The organism is Mesorhizobium sp. AD1-1 (genome assembly GCF_020164655.1).
In the GTDB taxonomy this organism is placed as follows: domain Bacteria; phylum Pseudomonadota; class Alphaproteobacteria; order Rhizobiales; family Rhizobiaceae; genus Mesorhizobium; species Mesorhizobium ciceri.
Genome location: NZ_JAIUGP010000007.1, coordinates 175,937 through 191,780, shown reverse-complemented (window position 1 = coordinate 191,780; position 15,844 = coordinate 175,937). Strand labels below are relative to the sequence as shown.

The 15,844-nt window shown below is 61.3% G+C and carries 13 protein-coding genes; 10 read left to right on the top strand and 3 right to left on the bottom strand.

The features are described 5' to 3' along the window. Positions 1–40: 40 nt before the first annotated feature. The 4 genes from LB519_RS15860 to LB519_RS15845 all read left to right on the top strand — a co-directional run bounded on the left by LB519_RS15860 (position 41) and on the right by LB519_RS15845 (position 5,024). A complete protein-coding gene (locus LB519_RS15860) occupies positions 41–580 on the top strand; it encodes a lytic transglycosylase domain-containing protein (protein ID WP_411909253.1) in 540 nt (179 codons plus the stop codon). A 243-nt stretch (positions 581–823) separates the two neighbouring features. Further along, positions 824–2,563 carry a relaxase/mobilization nuclease domain-containing protein gene (locus LB519_RS15855; RefSeq protein WP_224620540.1) on the top strand — a complete coding sequence of 580 codons (1,740 nt, stop codon included), beginning with the start codon at positions 824–826 and terminating at the stop codon, positions 2,561–2,563. Positions 2,564–2,586: 23 nt separating this feature from the next. Continuing rightward, positions 2,587–4,575 carry a conjugal transfer protein TraG gene (locus LB519_RS15850; protein ID WP_224620539.1) on the top strand — a complete coding sequence of 663 codons (1,989 nt, stop codon included), beginning with the start codon at positions 2,587–2,589 and terminating at the stop codon, positions 4,573–4,575. A gap of 5 nt (positions 4,576–4,580) precedes the next feature. Then, a complete protein-coding gene (locus tag LB519_RS15845) occupies positions 4,581–5,024 on the top strand; it encodes a CopG family transcriptional regulator (RefSeq protein ID WP_224620538.1) in 444 nt (147 codons plus the stop codon). 188 nt (positions 5,025–5,212) lie between these two features. On the opposite strand, the gene LB519_RS15840 is transcribed toward LB519_RS15845, so the two are convergent. The 3 genes from LB519_RS15840 to LB519_RS15830 all read right to left on the bottom strand — a co-directional run bounded on the left by LB519_RS15840 (position 5,213) and on the right by LB519_RS15830 (position 8,296). Then, a complete protein-coding gene (locus LB519_RS15840; protein WP_224620537.1) occupies positions 5,213–6,538 on the bottom strand; it encodes a type II toxin-antitoxin system HipA family toxin in 1,326 nt (441 codons plus the stop codon). After that, entirely contained in the window at positions 6,538–6,792 is a 255-nt protein-coding gene (locus LB519_RS15835) for a helix-turn-helix domain-containing protein (protein ID WP_064982438.1), read from the bottom strand. The genes LB519_RS15840 and LB519_RS15835 overlap by 1 nt, the downstream gene beginning before the upstream one ends. 463 nt (positions 6,793–7,255) lie before the next feature. Next, positions 7,256–8,296 carry a LacI family DNA-binding transcriptional regulator gene (locus tag LB519_RS15830; RefSeq protein WP_224620536.1) on the bottom strand — a complete coding sequence of 347 codons (1,041 nt, stop codon included), beginning with the start codon at positions 8,294–8,296 and terminating at the stop codon, positions 7,256–7,258. Positions 8,297–8,596: 300 nt separating this feature from the next. On the opposite strand from LB519_RS15830, the gene LB519_RS15825 reads away from it, so the two are divergent. From LB519_RS15825 to LB519_RS15800, 6 genes are all read left to right on the top strand, one after another. Further along, entirely contained in the window at positions 8,597–9,685 is a 1,089-nt protein-coding gene (locus LB519_RS15825) for a substrate-binding domain-containing protein (RefSeq protein ID WP_224620535.1), read from the top strand. 159 nt (positions 9,686–9,844) lie between these two features. Continuing rightward, complete coding sequence (locus LB519_RS15820) at positions 9,845–11,038, top strand: sugar ABC transporter permease (RefSeq protein WP_224620534.1); 1,194 nt, start codon at positions 9,845–9,847, stop codon at positions 11,036–11,038. Beyond that, the gene (locus LB519_RS15815) at positions 11,035–11,808 is read left to right on the top strand and encodes an ATP-binding cassette domain-containing protein (RefSeq protein ID WP_224620533.1); all 774 of its coding nucleotides are present in this window, start codon (positions 11,035–11,037) and stop codon (positions 11,806–11,808) included. Before LB519_RS15820 ends, LB519_RS15815 begins: the two co-directional genes overlap by 4 nt. A 51-nt stretch (positions 11,809–11,859) precedes the next feature. Then, entirely contained in the window at positions 11,860–13,896 is a 2,037-nt protein-coding gene (locus tag LB519_RS15810) for a hydantoinase/oxoprolinase family protein (protein WP_224620532.1), read from the top strand. Next, the gene (locus LB519_RS15805) at positions 13,893–14,123 is read left to right on the top strand and encodes a hypothetical protein (protein WP_224620531.1); all 231 of its coding nucleotides are present in this window, start codon (positions 13,893–13,895) and stop codon (positions 14,121–14,123) included. The genes LB519_RS15810 and LB519_RS15805 overlap by 4 nt, the downstream gene beginning before the upstream one ends. Positions 14,124–14,125: 2 nt before the next feature. After that, entirely contained in the window at positions 14,126–15,823 is a 1,698-nt protein-coding gene (locus tag LB519_RS15800) for a hydantoinase B/oxoprolinase family protein (RefSeq protein WP_224620530.1), read from the top strand. Positions 15,824–15,844: the final 21 nt, after the last annotated feature.

The following is a 15,844-nucleotide window of genomic DNA, read 5'->3' as shown; positions in this document are numbered from 1 at the left end:
GCATCGCTTCCGTGTTCCCGAGCGCTGGATACGGGCAATCATGCACCTCGAAAGCGCCCGCGACCCGCGCGCCGTGTCGCGAAAGGGGGCTCTGGGCCTGATGCAGATAATGCCTGCAACCTTTGCCGAGCTGCGCGTTCGTCACCAGCTCGGCCGCGATCCCTATGACCCGCGCGACAACATCCTTGCCGGCACCGCCTATCTTCGCGAGCTCTATGATCGATACGGTTCACCCGGCTTTCTCGCCGCCTACAATGCGGGGCCAGGGCGCTACGAAGCCTCCTTGAAGGGCCGTTCGCTGCCGGCTGAGACGCGAGCCTATGTGGCGATGCTTCGCCCTTTCTGGGGCGGCAGTGGTGCACCTGGCGCGCTCACCGCCGGTCATGCTGAGGCCGGCAGCTGGAAGGTTGCACCGCTGTTCATAATGCCATCCAGGTCCATGGTCGCTTCCGGTCTTCCGGCCGGCGAAGACGCTTCCGTCGAGGTTTCGTCTTCATCGTTGGTCCGCAAACTTTTCGTGGCCGGCTCGCTGGCGCGCGAACTGTTCGCCAGGCCCGAAGCCGGAACCCCCGCACAATGACGGCGACTTGTCCAAATCGTGCCGGGGCGTCGTCCTGGACGTCAGGGCGTACGGAAAGGCGAGAGCACGAGGCAACAACCGAGGGATGGCAGGATAAAAGGGCGCACATTGCGCGCCGGTCGGGGGGTTGTTCTTGCTTGATTTTCTGGCGCGTTGCGCACATTGCCGGCCATCCGCGCAATGTGTATGGAGCAGCCAAGTATTTGTATTTATGTTTCTTTTTCCACATTGCGGTACCGCGCCATGGCTGATGAGCTCGAGTTTCGCATTCGACCCGGACGTATCCGCTCCACGCGCGCCCAGCAGGCCCGCCCCTTCATCGCGCAGGTATTGGCCGCGGCGAAAAAGGCCGGCGGCGGTGTTTCGCGCTCGGGCCGGATTGTACAAGCAGGCCGCTCGCGCTTTGGCCACGGTCAGCGCGCCAGCATCCAGGCCAACCGCCTCATCACCTCGCGGTCGCGCGGCGCCGTCGTCAAGGCTCGGGTCGTCCGTCATTCCGTGCGCGCCGCTCCACTTGGCACCCACCTCAACTATCTGCGCCGCGAGGGTGTCAGCCGGGACGGGGAGAAGGGGCGTCTGTTCGGGCCGGGGACGGAGAATGCCGATGGCGCGGAATTCGCTGCGCGCGCCAAGGACGATCGTCACCATTTCCGCTTCATCGTCTCGCCGGACGATGCTCTCGAAATGGCGGACCTCGAAGTCTTCACCCGCGATCTGGTGGGACAGATGGAGAAGGACCTCGATACGCGGCTTGACTGGGTGGCGGTCGATCACTGGAACACCGAGCATCCGCATATTCATCTGATCGTGCGTGGGGTTCGCGAAGACGGCCAGGATCTGGTCATCGCGCGCGACTACATCAAGGAAGGCATGCGCGACCGGGCTCGCGATCTGGTTACCCAGGAACTCGGTCCGCGCACCGATCTCGATATCCGCCAATCAATCGAAACCCAGATCCAGTCCGAGCGGTGGACGCAACTCGATCGGCAGTTGCTTCGCGACAGCCGTGACAGCGGGATCATCGATCTCGCGCCATCTCGCCTAATGCAACCGGACGAGTATCACGCTCTGAAGGTCGGCCGCTTGCGCAAGCTCGAGACCCTTGGTCTTGCCCAACAGGCCGGGCCTGGCCAATGGGCAATCGACGAACGGGCCGAAGCAACACTGCGCGAGCTTGGCGAGCGTGGCGACATCATCAAGCGCATCCACCGCGCAATGACTGCGGCTCGCATCGAGCGTGGCTCAGCAAATTATGTCCTGGCCGCGGAGAGCCTGGAGATGCCGGTTATCGGCCGGCTGGTCGATCGTGGGCTCGATGACGAACTGATCGGCACGGCCTACGCCGTGGTCGACTGCGTCGACGGACGCACCCATCACATCAAGCTCTCCGATCTGGAGGCGGCTGGCGACAGCGCGCCGGGTTCGATTGTCGAGCTGCGAAAATTCGATGACGCGCGCGGTCAACGCCGGGCCGCACTCGCCGTGCGCTCCGACCTTGCTGTGGATCAACAAATCACGGCGTCGGGGGCGACCTGGCTCGATCGCCAGGCGCTAGCGCGAGAGCCTGCCGCCCTGGCCGAAGCTGGCTTCGGCGCCGAGGTTCGCGACGCCTTGCACCGGCGCGCCGAACATCTTGTCAAACAGGGGTTCGCGGAACGGCAAGGCAGACGGGTCGTCTTCACCCGGAACCTGCTCGACACGTTGCGGCGGGCAGAATTGGAGAAGCTTGGCGACAGGCTCGCCGCCGACACCGGAAAACCTTTCAAGCAGGCCGCTAGCGGGGACTTCGTTGCCGGAGCCTATCGCCAGCGCCTGGCGCTCGCCTCCGGCCGTTTCGCCATGATCGACGACGGGCTCGGCTTCCAGCTCGTCCCCTGGACGCCCTCGCTCGAAAAGCATCTCGGCCAGCATGTCTCGGGTGTCGCGCGTGGTGACGGCGGCATCGACTGGAGTTTTGGCCGCAAGAAGGGGCTCGGTCTCTGAAAACCAGATGAAAGGAGCACGCCATGTCCGCCACGAAAATCCTTTGGGGCCAGATCCTCACGGTCTTCCTGATCGTCCTGGCGACGACCTGGGCGGCGACGCAATGGACCGCATGGAAACTCGGTTTCCAGATCGGGCTCGGTCCACCCTGGTTCGAGATCGCTGGGATACCTGTCTACTATCCGCCAGCTCTGTTCTGGTGGTGGTATTTCTACGACGCCTACGCCCCGTCTGTCTTCGTGGAAGGCGGACTGATCGCCGCCTCCGGTGGCTTCCTTTCGATCATCGTTGCCATCGGCCTGTCGGTGTGGCGGGCGCGCGAAGCCAGGAATGTCCATACCTACGGGTCGGCGCGCTGGGCCGAGAAGCGAGAGGTGGAGGCCGCGGGCCTGATCGATAACGATGGTGTGGTGCTCGGGCGCTATGACCGCCATTATCTGCGTCACGACGGGCCAGAGCATGTGTTGTGCTTCGCCCCGACCCGGTCCGGCAAAGGCGTCGGCTTGGTGGTGCCTTCGCTTCTGACCTGGCCGGGCTCGGCGATCGTCCATGACATCAAGGGCGAGAACTGGCAGCTCACCGCAGGCTTTCGCGCCTTGCACGGTCGCGTGCTGCTTTTCGATCCGACCAATTCGAGATCGTCAGCCTACAATCCGCTTCTGGAAGTCCGCCGCGGGGAATGGGAGGTCCGCGACGTTCAGAACATCGCCGACATACTCGTGGACCCGGAAGGGAGCCTGGAGAAGAGGAACCATTGGGAGAAGACCAGTCACGCGCTGCTGGTCGGCGCGATCCTCCACGTTCTCTACGCCGAGCAGGACAAGACGCTCGCCGGCGTCGCCGCGTTTCTTTCCGATCCCAAACGCCCGATAGAATCGACGCTTGCCGCGATGATGAAGACCGCGCACCTGGGCGACGCCGGCCCGCATCCGGTTATCGCCAGCGCGGCGCGCGAGCTGCTCAACAAATCCGACAATGAACGCTCGGGCGTGCTGTCCACCGCAATGTCCTTCCTCGGTCTTTACCGCGATCCGGTTGTGGCCGGGGTGACCCGGTGCTGCGACTGGCGAATTTCCGACATCGTCGGCGGGAACCAACCGGCAACGCTCTATCTCGTCGTGCCGCCTTCAGACATCAATCGGACCAAACCGCTTATCCGCCTCATCCTCAATCAGATCGGCCGTCGTCTCACCGAGGACCTGCAAACGAAGACAAACCGCCACCGGCTGCTTTTGATGCTGGACGAGTTCCCGGCGCTGGGCCGTCTCGACTTCTTCGAGAGCGCGCTGGCTTTCATGGCAGGCTATGGCCTGAAAAGCTTTCTCATCGCGCAGTCGCTGAACCAGATCGAGAAGGCCTACGGTCCCAACAACTCGGTCCTCGACAACTGCCATGTCCGCGTCAGCTTCGCCACGAACGATGAAAGGACTGCCAAACGCGTGTCCGACGCTCTCGGCACGGCAACCGAAATGCGGGCGATGAAAAACTATGCCGGTCACCGGCTCTCGCCCTGGCTCGGGCATCTCATGGTGTCGAGGCAAGAGACGGCCCGCCAGTTGCTGACGCCCGGCGAGATCATGCAGCTGCCGCCGACCGACGAGATCGTCATGGTGGCAGGCGCGCCGCCGATCAGGGCCAAGAAGGCCCGGTATTACGAGGACGCCAGCTTTAAGGAGCGCGTGCTGCCGCCGCCTGAACTGGCGCGGTCGCAAAAGGCCGAGCTTGACGACTGGAGCCAGTTGCCGATCCTGGCTCACTCTGAGGCGACGCAAGTCTCCGGAAGGCTAGGGCAGGGTGATGGCGATCCAACGGGATCGGAGCGCCGCCTGCAAGCAGAACTCAATCGGGCGCAGGCCGTCGAGAAAGCGGCGCCGATCGAAAACGAATTCGAAATGGGACCGGACGACGATGCCGACGACGACGATGCCATCCGCAATCGGCGCCTGGCGCGCCTCATGCAAGGGGTGGCGCGGCAGGTTTCCCTGGACCCCGATGACGGCATGGAGCTGTAGGCGCCATGACGGCTCGCAAAAAGAAGGCGCAGATTTCCGTTTATCTCGATCAGGCCATCATGACGATGCTTGGCGATTATGCGGCACGGCGCGGTCAACCCCAATCCATGATTGCAGAAGCAGCGCTGGCTTCGTTCCTGTCGCCGGATGCGGAAGAGCGTCGCGAGGCCGCGATCGCCAAACGCCTCGATCAGGTCGATCGACGCCTGGCCAGGCAGGAGCGCGATATCGGCATCGCGGTCGAGACGCTGGCGGTGTTCGTCCGCTTTTGGCTGGCGACAACGCCGGCCTTGCCCGAGCCCGCCGCCCAGGCCGCGCGCGCCAAGGCGGCCGAACGCTACGACGCCTTCGTCACGGCCCTGGGCAGGCGCCTGGCGAAGGGGCCGAAACTGCGACAAGAGATTTCCGAGGATATCAACCCGATGGACAGCAGCGGAAACCAACCCTGACGTATTGCAGGCCAATAGTCGGCTAGCTTGGAGCCTGATGGCCATGCCCATCATGATTATGGCGATACGCGACGCCTCTGCGATCACGCGACGATAATGCTGTTGCACCGATGACGACGACGATGATCAGCAGCAGCGCAGCAGCAGGAAGGGTAAGCAACACCGGCAGCCGGTTCGTCGCACCTTGATCAATCGACGGCGTCAGCCTTGTTGTCGGCGAGGAGAGCCGCCCGCTTGCCGATAGCCGACTTGACCGAGTCGACAAGCTGTTCGGGAAACCCACGGGGCAGCGACATGATCACCTCGTCGGCCTGCTTCTCCACGTTTTCAGCAATGTCATCGAAAATTCTGCGCATGAGGGGGGTACCCACACCGGCGATGTCAGCGGTCTGCAGGAAGTGGCGTGGCATGATGTCTGGTACCGAATAGTGCCCGTTCTTGCCGACCGACATTGCCAGCTTGAATTTTTTGCGCGGAATCTGTCCGGTATCAAGGCTGGGCTGCGCGGTCAGCACGTCATATAGCGGCGTCATGCGAAATCGCCCGCCAGGGCCGAGAAAAATACTGAAATTCTTCGCGTGGCCGTCGGTGGCGCCAACCAGCCAGAACAAGATGCAGGCGCGCAAGAAGGTGGCGATGTCTTCATCAGGCGTATCGCTGCCCTTCAAGAGCTCGACAATCTCGCGCATGCCGGGGCCGCCATCCGATTGGTACTTGCGCGTCGGCGGCACCGAAAGCGCCTGACAGATATCCTCCTGCGGCAGGCGCAGGAGGCGGCCGTCGCGGGCCCACAGCCGGTCGAAGCGTTCGACGATCAGGGTGCGGCGCTCGCCGAAGTCAGCGATCTGCGCCTCGGCTGCGGGAACGCCAAACGCTTGCAGCAGCTTGAGGCACAGATACTCGTTCTCGACGCTGTTGGAGAGATCGATGCCGTTCGGCAGCCGGCCGATCTGCGGCTTCAGGATATGGGTGGTCGCTGCCATGCCGATCGGTTTGAACCAGCCTCCGTCCTTGCGCAGCAGCGCTGTCTTTTCCTGCACGCCGGCAATCGAGATGCGAAAGTCCTCATCCTCGCCCAGGCCCAGCGGAGCGGCAGCAAGGTTCTCGATTATCCCGGCGACTTCCTCGTTGCTGACCGGCTTGCCTTCGACACTGCCGGGAGGGCCTGGATCCATGCCATCGGGCAGGAACTGCAACGCGCCGACGCAGTCATGGCCGAGCGCTGCCAGCAGGCTGTAGGCGTCCGTGCCGTCGGCGCCGACGCGTTCGGCAACACGCCTGCGTATCGCGTCATTGTCCGGAAGCAGGTTATCGAAGACGTTGGTCACTGGCGTGCCGATATAGCGGTCTTCGCGTAAGGGAAGCGAGAGTGAGATCGGGAAGGTGCCGCGCCAGTCCAGCCATTCGCGGGCGTATTGGAAGTCGATGGCGCCCGTCGATTCCCTGCGCAGGACGCCGACCAGGCGCCCGTTCAGGAAGACATTCAAGGGGACGTGAGCCCGTCGCCGTGCCATCAGAACAGGTCCTCAATATCAGCAGAGCTGCCTTTGCTGCGCGCTCGCACGACGAGTTCAAGGTCGAGGGCGGAGAGGGCGGCCATCAAGGTGCGGAGTTGCATTGCGGGCTCGCCGGCCTCGAGGCGGGACACTGTGCCCTGTCGCAGGTGGATCTGATTGCCGAGCGAGCCTTGCGTGAGCCCCGCGTTCTTGCGGGCGCGGCGCAGAATGGCTCCGAGTTGTTTTTCGTTGCGAGCGATCTGGTCTGTCATGATGGGTCTCCACGCCCACGATATACGCGATCGCGTATTAATCGTCAATATACGGAATTGCGTATTAAAGAGAAATATACGCGATCACGTATACAAGGGGGATATACGCGATCGTATGACGCCGATGAGTCAGCTGGCAAGCGGCGGTCTTGGCGCTCTGCGCCGGCCAGCCGGCTTAACGCTCGTACAGTTGCATATCGGATGACGGGCCGCCCTCAGGCCCAGCAATCATAGGGACAAGCACCTAGTGACCCGACCCAAGAGGCCATATGGAGCCAGTATTGCGCGCCCCGTTTTCGTGCCCCAGGTAAACAGCTAAGAATAGAAGTGAGATTGCAATTGAAAAATAGATTATTAGCTCAATTCTACCCTGTTTGTTCATTGAATTTTTCCGCTAGTATCGATCTATGGCTTAATTTACAGGGGATCATTGGTTTAGAAAAATCAAACGGTGATCGGGGCATCAAACAACACGCAAACTTCGACCGCTGCTCCATCGTGCGCGGTCAGGCAGCACCAGCCGGCAATCCACGCCTATGTCCCTGTAGGTGAAGGCGCTCGTGTTGAGCCGTCCCAGGAGGGATGTGCCAGCCACCGTGCCGACCCTGAATGCGACCGATTGCAATCCCGGAATGCCCGCCCCGTCCGGCCTTTCGCTCTGAGATTCTGCATCAAGGCAGACAAGTTGGCCAAGCACGTCTGGCCGCCCCGCCAGTACGCAGCCCTGCGCCACGTCAGCAAGTTCGATCTCGCTGGAAACAAAGACGTTGGAGACCCTCGCGGTGGCGCTCTGCGACAAGAAATCGATGATGCCAAGGGGCTCGGCGAACTCGAAGTGTCGAAGCATCGGATGGGTCCGTAGCAGTTTGTATCGGCGCAGAGCTCGGCGGTCGCTGTCGCTCACGCGGATATAGAAAACCGGACCTGGCGGCCCCTTTGCCATGAAGGCCGCGAGGCCGTTGATCTGAGCGTCGGACTTTTCATGTATTGAGCAGCAGTCCTGCAAATCGTGCAGGCGAAGACCCTGGATCTCGACGACCGGGATGCCGAGACTGGCGAGCACCGCAATATCCTTCTTGCGGATCTCCAGGCTCTCGTCGACCAAAAGGGCGGCGCCGTCCAGACGCTGCGCCAGTGATCCGATGGCGGTCTCGATGGGGCAGTGGCTGCGAACGACGTGACAGACCGTGTAGCCTTGGCCGCTGATCGCTTCGAGGAATCCAGATATAGCGGCCTGATTCTTGCGGTTGAAGCGGATGCTGTCGTCGCTGCCCTGCAGCGCGATTAGGCCGATCGTGTTGGTCCGTCCAGTCCTAAGTGAGCGGCCGGCGAGCTGAGGTTGGTATTTAAGACGCTTGATTTCGTTCTCGATGATGGCGCGTGTCCGCTCGCTCACCAGGTCCCATCGTTCATTGACGACGTTGGACACGCTCATGACGGACACGCCAGCCGCCGCCGCGACATCTTTCAGCGTCACCTGATCTCTGATCTTCCGGCCAGCCATCAAATCCCTTCCCGGGGTACTTGTAGCGTTAAAATAGACTGCCGCGCGATGCAAGGCAATCTGAGGATGGTTTTTGCCGTGGGAACCTCCTTCTGAATGACAAAGGCATTTAACGATAAATGCGAGCTTTCCGCTGGAAGCAAAGTCCGGAATATAAATTAAATACCTGAAATTAAACGATCTTTTTTGACAAATTGGCGGAAAGAACGAGGCCATAACAAAGTCCTTGACAGATGTCACCGAAAATCGTTACCTTTAACGTTAAAGATAAGCGTTTAACCGCAAACGAGGGGAATGATCATGAAGGGAAGTTTCAACCTGAACAGGCGGGTATTTCTGGGTGCCAGCGCAGGCCTCGCTACCATCGCGACGTTTGGCGGTACGGGAAAGCTCTCGGCAGCCGGTACTGGCAAGATCGGGTTCGCCATGGAGACGTTCACAGTCCCGAGGTGGAAGAATTTGGACCGGCCGAGCTTTGAGCAGGCCGTCAAGGCCGCCGGTTTCGAGCCGATCGTCAATCAAGCGGACTTCAAGGTGGAGCAGCAGCTCGCTGATGTCGAGAATCTACTTACCGTGGGCGTAGATGCGCTCGCCATTGTCGCGGTGGTCGCCGAAGCTGGCGTCAACATGGCAAAGCGCGCCAAGCGTGCCGGTGTGCCCGTGTTGGCCTACAACACCGCGATCCCTTCGAAGGACGTTGATGTCTACGTGGCCCGCAACAACCGCGGTGTTGGTCGCAAGGCGGCTCAGGCAGCGCTCGACGCCGGCGTGCTTAAGGGCAATTGGGTGGTGACCTCGGGCCAGGCTGGCAACACCGTGGCCGAAGAGATTACCAAAGGCTACTACGACATCATGCAGCCGCTGATCGACAAGGGCGAGTTGAAGGTGGTCAGCCACCTGTTTCACGATGGCTGGGATCCGGACGCGGCGCGTCGCCAAGCGGAAGACTCCCTGACGGCCAATCACAACGACATCGCCGGCTTCCTCTGCAACAACGACGGCATGGCGGGTGGCGTCATCGGCGCGCTCGAAAAGGTCGGGCTCGCCGGCAAGGCGTTCGTGACCGGCCAGGATGCGACCATCGAGGGCTGCCGACACATCCTGCTCGGCAACATGGCACTGTCCAGCTTCACCCTGTTCGATCAGATGGGCAAGATCTCCGGCGAGCTTTGCGCGAAGCTGGCGAAGGGCGAGGCGCTCGGTATTACTGAAACCTACGATGCCGGAAATGGTGTGACACTGCCTTACGTTCCCGTCGAGGACCGCAATATCACCCGGGACAACATGGTCGAATACCTGAAGGCGTATAGCCCGATCTACGTCGATAGCAAGGCAATCCTCGACAGCATTCCGAAGGACAAATGGCCGGCCGGGGCGGACCAACTCTAACGGTCATCCAAGCCGGCGGACCCAGCCGCCGGTCCGAGGTCGAGCGCTCGAGAAGCCTCCCACTCGAGCGCTCGACCTGCCACTTCAGCAACGGGCTTGCGCGCCGGATGTCTTTTGCGGACACAATCCATGGTTCGCCGCCTGAACAGGAACTGGACCATGAACGCCAAAATAGCAGAAACGGCTATGTCGACGGAAAATGTCGCGGCAACCGCCCCTTCGAGGCAGTCTTTCGAAGCGGAACGAAGCAATTGGCGCATCATCATTCTGATCCTGGCGACGCTTGCCATCTGGATAGGCTTTCATGTCTGGACCGGCGTCTTCATCAGCCCACGCAATTTGTCCAATCTAGCGGTCCAGGCGGCGATAACCGCCATCATCGCTGCAGGCCTGTGCTGGCTGCTGGTGGCCCGTGAAATCGATCTGTCGGTCGGGTCGCTGCTTGCCATGTGCGGCGTGCTCTGCATGCTGCTGCTCCAGAAGGCCGGGCTTGATGCCTATCTTACAATCCTCATCGTGCTTCTGGTTGGTGTCGGTGTCGGGCTTCTCCAGGGCGGATTGCGCGTAACGCTTGGCATTCCCTCCTTCATCATTACCTTGGCCGGCTTTTCCTGGCTACGCGGCCTTGCCTACGTCCTGTCGGGCGCAGAAACGTTGTCGGGCGCCGGCGACACCTTCTATGAAATCGCCAATGGCGAAATCCCAACGACCATTAGCCTGGTCATCATCCTGGCACTCGCCGCCATCCAGCTCCACGGGTGGGTGCGCGCATATACGGCGCTGCTCGGCCCCCAGAAATATGAGCGGCGCGCCGTCAATCTGGTCATCTTGGCACTGTCGCTATGCGCCGCCGCGTTGTCGGCTTGGGTGTTTGCCACTCGCAACGGCATTCCCTATCCGTTGGCCTTCCTGGCACTTTTGGTCTTCGTGATGGAGTATAGCGGACGCCACACGCGCTTTGGCCGATACGTCTATGCAATCGGTGGAAACCCGACCTCGGCGAAGCGCGCAGGCATCAACGTCAACCGCATGGTCCTGGCACTGTTCGGGCTGATGGGCGCGCTCACCGCAGTCGCAGCAATCATACAGACATCCAGGCTCGACGCTGGCCCCCCGAACGTTGGGCTATTCGTCAATTTGAGCGCTCTCAGCGCGGCAATTATCGGCGGCACCTCCCTCTTTGGCGGGGAAGGCAGGGTTCTTGGCACCGTGATCGGGGCGCTACTCATGGCGAGCATCAACAATGGGCTCAGCCTCGCGGGGGTCGACACCTTCTATCAGATGATCATCACCGGCGGTCTGCTCATCGTTGCTGTGTCGGCCGATCACGCGGCCCAGAGGAGGCCTAGATGAGCACTTCAGCAACGTCGGCGTCGGCAGTTTCAGTACGCGATCTGCGCAAGAACTATGGCGCCGTGGAGGCCACGCGGGGCGTCAGCTTCGAAATATTCCCCGGCGAGATCGTTGGACTTGTCGGCGACAATGGCGCAGGAAAGTCGACACTGACGAAGATGATCGCGGGCGATGTACCACCGACCTCTGGCGAGATCCGGATCGGCGGCACTTCGGTTCAGAGTTCGTCGACCACCTGGGCGCGCGACCATGGCGTGGAAATGGTCTATCAGGACCTGGCGCTGTGCGACAATCTCGATATCTGCGCCAACATCTTTCTCGGACGCGAGATAACCCATCGTGGCGTGCTGGGTTACGCCCGGCTGAGCCACGACGTCATGATGACCAAGGCGCAGCAGCTTCTCACCATGCTTGAAGTCAAGCTGCCGAATCTGCGCGAGCCAGTGACGGCGCTGTCCGGTGGCCAGCGCCAGATGGTCGCCATCGCCCGTTCGGTCGCCTATGAGCCGAAGCTTGTCATCATGGATGAGCCGACAGCCGCGTTGTCGGTCTCGGCCGGCCAGCCAGTACTCGAGCTGATTCGGCGCCTGCCGCAACGCAACGTCGCTATCCTCCTGATCAGCCACCGGCTCAGTGACGTGCTCACCACCGCCGATCGTATCCTGGTGCTAAGGCGCGGCAAGATCGTCGCTGCGGTCCGGGCATCTGAGATAGACGAGGGCGACCTGCTTCACCTCATGGCCGGCATAAACGTGCCGAACGAAGATTGATGCCACCTGTGCGGGCCTTGTTTGCGCCCACACCGGCAGGAAAGGAACGACATGTCTTACATATTGGGTATCGACGTCGGCGGCACCTTCACCGACTTCGTCGCCTATAATGAGCAGAGCCGCGAAGTGACCGTCTGGAAGGATTTTTCCACGCCAGGCGATCCGTCGGACGGCATACTCAACGGCCTGCAGCAGTTTCCGCGCCGCAACGAGATCTCCGGCATCCGCTTGGGGACCACCATCGCAACCAACGCGATCCTGGAACGCAATGGCGCGAACGTCGCCTTCGTGACCACCCAGGGCTTTCGGGACGTCCCCTTCATCCAGCGCGGCAATCGCCGCTTCCATTTCAATTCACGCTGGGTGAAGCCGCAGCCATTGCTCCAGCGCGCCAACAGTTTCGAGGTCATCGAACGAGTGGACTGCGAGGGCAACATCATCCTTCCGCTGGACATGGATAGCCTGCGTCGCGTCGCCGACCGCATCGCCGAACGGGGTGATATCAAGGCGATCTCGGTGTGCCTCTTGTTTTCCTATATCAATCCCCAGAACGAGATCACGGTCCGCGACTATCTCGCGTCTCGCTTTCCGGACCTGCCGATCTCGATCTCCTACGATGTCCTGCCAAAATGGAAGGAATATGAGCGGGCCTCGACAACAATAGCAGACGCTTATGTGAAGCCGATCGTCACCGATCAACTCGGCGAGCTCGAGAGCCGGATCGCCGAGGCAGTCGGGGCGGCCCGCGTGGTGGTGACCAAATCGAATGGCGGGCAGACAACCGTCGCGGGAGCCTGCGAAGCGCCGGTCCAGATGACCTTGTCGGGCCCCACAGGTGGTGTGGTCGCGGCGCAGTTCATAGGCAGCGTGACCGGCGAAAAGAACTTCGTCACCATCGACATGGGCGGCACGTCGACCGACTGCTCGCTGATTGTGAACGGCACCGCTTCGCTCACAACCGATTTCGAAGTGGAATGGGGCATTCCAATCCAGGTGCCGATGCTGGACGTGCGCACAATTGGCGCCGGCGGAGGATCGATTGCCTGGATCGACAAGGGCGGGCTGCTCCGCGTCGGTCCGCAGAGCGCCCGGTCGCGCCCCGGTCCCATTTGCTACGGTCGCGGAGGGACCGAGCCGACAGTGACGGACGCAAACTTGGTGCTGGGCCGCATCAATCCCGACAATTTCCTTGGTGGCACGGTGGCGCTCGACGCCGATGGCGCGCGCGCCGGCGTCAAGCGCTTGGCCGAGCGCCTAAGCCTCAGTGTCGATGACGCCGCCCTGGCGGTGATCAAGATCGTCAACAACAATATGGTTGGCGCAATCCGCAGTGTGCTGGTTGAAAAGGGTGAGTCACCTGACAAGTTCTCGCTGATGTTCTTCGGCGGGGCCGGGCCGGTGCATGCCTGCGATCTGCTGAAAGACCTTTCGATGTCACGGGCCATCATCCCGGTCCATCCCGGTCAGTTCTCGGCATTCGGATTCACCGCGACCGACGCCCGTGTCGACCGCCAGCGGACGGTGCAGATGACCTCGAATCGCATGGACCACGGTCGCGCCACGCAGCATCTCAAGGAACTTGAGGCCGACTGCATGGCTCAACTCCACGCCCAGGGTTTCGAGGGCGATATCAGCGTCGAGCGTCGCGTCGAACTGCGATATCACGGCCAGAATTACGAGCTCTCGCTGCCGCTCCGGTTCACCACATTCGACGACGCCACTGCGAAGGAGCTGTGGGCCGGTTTCGACAAGGCGCACGACGAGCGCTTCGGCTTCAACATCCCTGGTGAGTTCATCGAGATCGTGAACTTCAACGTAACGGCGGTCAAACTGCTTTCGAAACCGCAGGTGCCAAAGCTGGCCAGGACAAGCTTTGCACCAAAGCCGATTTCAATGCGGTCCGTTGGTTATGACGAAGGCCGCCACGACACGCCGATATATCGGCGCGAGGAACTGATGGCCGGCGACACGATCCAAGGCCCCGCGGTCATCGAAGAGGCTGTGTCCCTGGTCGTCTTGCATCCCGACCAGGAGCTGCTCGTAGACGACTACGGCAACCTCCACGTTTCGGAAAGGCAAACGCGATGAAGTTCTCAGACAACGGCTATTACCTCGAAGAGTACACCAAGTGCGACAACTGCGGGATTCTGCTCTACCGGTCGCCGATCCGCATCACCACAGACGGCGCCAACAAGCGCTACTGCTCCGACTGGTGCGTTGATTGGGACATGAAGCGCGAATCCGAGATCGCAAACCAGAAACGTGGCGCAGAGGGCGTCGAGCCGAAACGGCAACGCGTGGCAACGGGAAAATGACGATGCAGGGCAGACACGCCAAGAATATGGTCCAGATGAGCATTCTGGACGGCCGCCTGGTCCAGATTGCGAAGGAGATGGGCATCACTTTGATGATGACGTCTTATTCGACCATCTTCAACGAGGGCCTGGACTTCACCTGCGGATTGGCCGACGCCAAGGGCAACCTGATCGGGACCGGCGACTTTCAACCGTCAATGATCGGTGGCTTGCCGCTGGTTATCCAAACGATCACCCAGGAGATCCCTGTCGAGACTCTTGAGGAGGGCGACGTGATCGTTCACAACGATCCGTATCGCGGCGGCATGCATACGCCCGAACACACTTTCATTCAGCCGGTATTCGTCGACAAGACATTCGTCGGCTACTCGGTGGCGATCGGGCATGTTGCGGAGGTCGGAGGCATGGTGCCGGGGGCATTCGCCGGCGAAGCGACCGAAATCTTCCACGAAGGCCTGCGTGTTCCTCCGGTGAAGATACGGCGTCGCGGCAAGGACGTGGAAGACATCTGGCGCCTTATGCTGGCCAACTACCGCACGCCCAGGCAGAACTTCGGCGATTTCCGCGCAATGATCAGCGCAGTCCAGCTCGGTGAGCAGCGCATGCGGGCACTGGTCACCGAATTCGGGCTCGATCGCTTCACGGAGCTGACCGACAGCCTGCTCGACTATTCGGAGGCGCGCATGCGGGCCGAGCTCAAGGAATTTCCGAACGGCTGCTACAGTTTCGAGGATTATATGGAGGACGACGGCATCGAGAAGCGGCGCTACAAGATCGCAGTCGACGTCTTTGTCCAAGACGACGAGGTCGTTGTCGACTTCCGCCGCTCGGACAAGCAGGCTAAGGGTCCGATCAACGGCGTTCTTTCCGTTGCGCTCTCGGCCTCATACAACGCTATACTTCACCTGACCGACCCGAGCATCCCGAAGAATTCAGGCTGCTTCCGCCCGATTCGGGTAGTCGCTCCGCCCGGTCTGGTGGTCAACGCCAACTATCCGGCGCCGGAAGTCGGCGGCAACACCGAAACCCATATCCGCATCTGCTACACGGTCATCGGCGCATTGGCGGCGGCCGTACCGGAACGAGCCTTCGCGACGGATGGCGGCACCCACTCGAACTTCCTGTTCGGCGGCTACAATGCGCGGACCGACGAGTATGTCGTCTGCTACGATCTTTCCACCCCCGGATGGGGCGGGCGCAGCCATGCCGATGGCAACAGCGCATGCAACGCGATCAACGGCAATTCGCGGCTGAACCCTGTCGAGGTGTTCGAGACGCGTTTCCCATGGCGCATTGATGCTCATGAATTCGTCTCCGATACTGGGGGGCCTGGCGAGTATCGCGGCGGCCTGGCACTGCGTAAAAAGATGACTTGCCTCGCCGAGGAACTCACGCTTTCCTTCATGTCGGATCGACAGGAGCTGGCGCCGTGGGGGCTCTTCAAGGGCCAGGCCGGCGGTTGCGGAAGTCTACATATCAACCGGTCCGGGTCTCAGGACTGGAAAGATTTCCATCAGGACAGCGGCAAGGTCTCGGCCTCGAAATTCTCGAACGCCAAGGTCTATCAAGGCGACCAGGTAATCGTCGTGGCGCCAGGCGGTGGAGGTTATGGCGACTCGCGCAAGCGCGATCCCGAGGCCATCCGAAAGGACCTTGCCGCGGGTTGGATCACTGAGGCCGGCGCGGCCACCTATCGCTAGGATCGGACAAAGGCAGGCGCT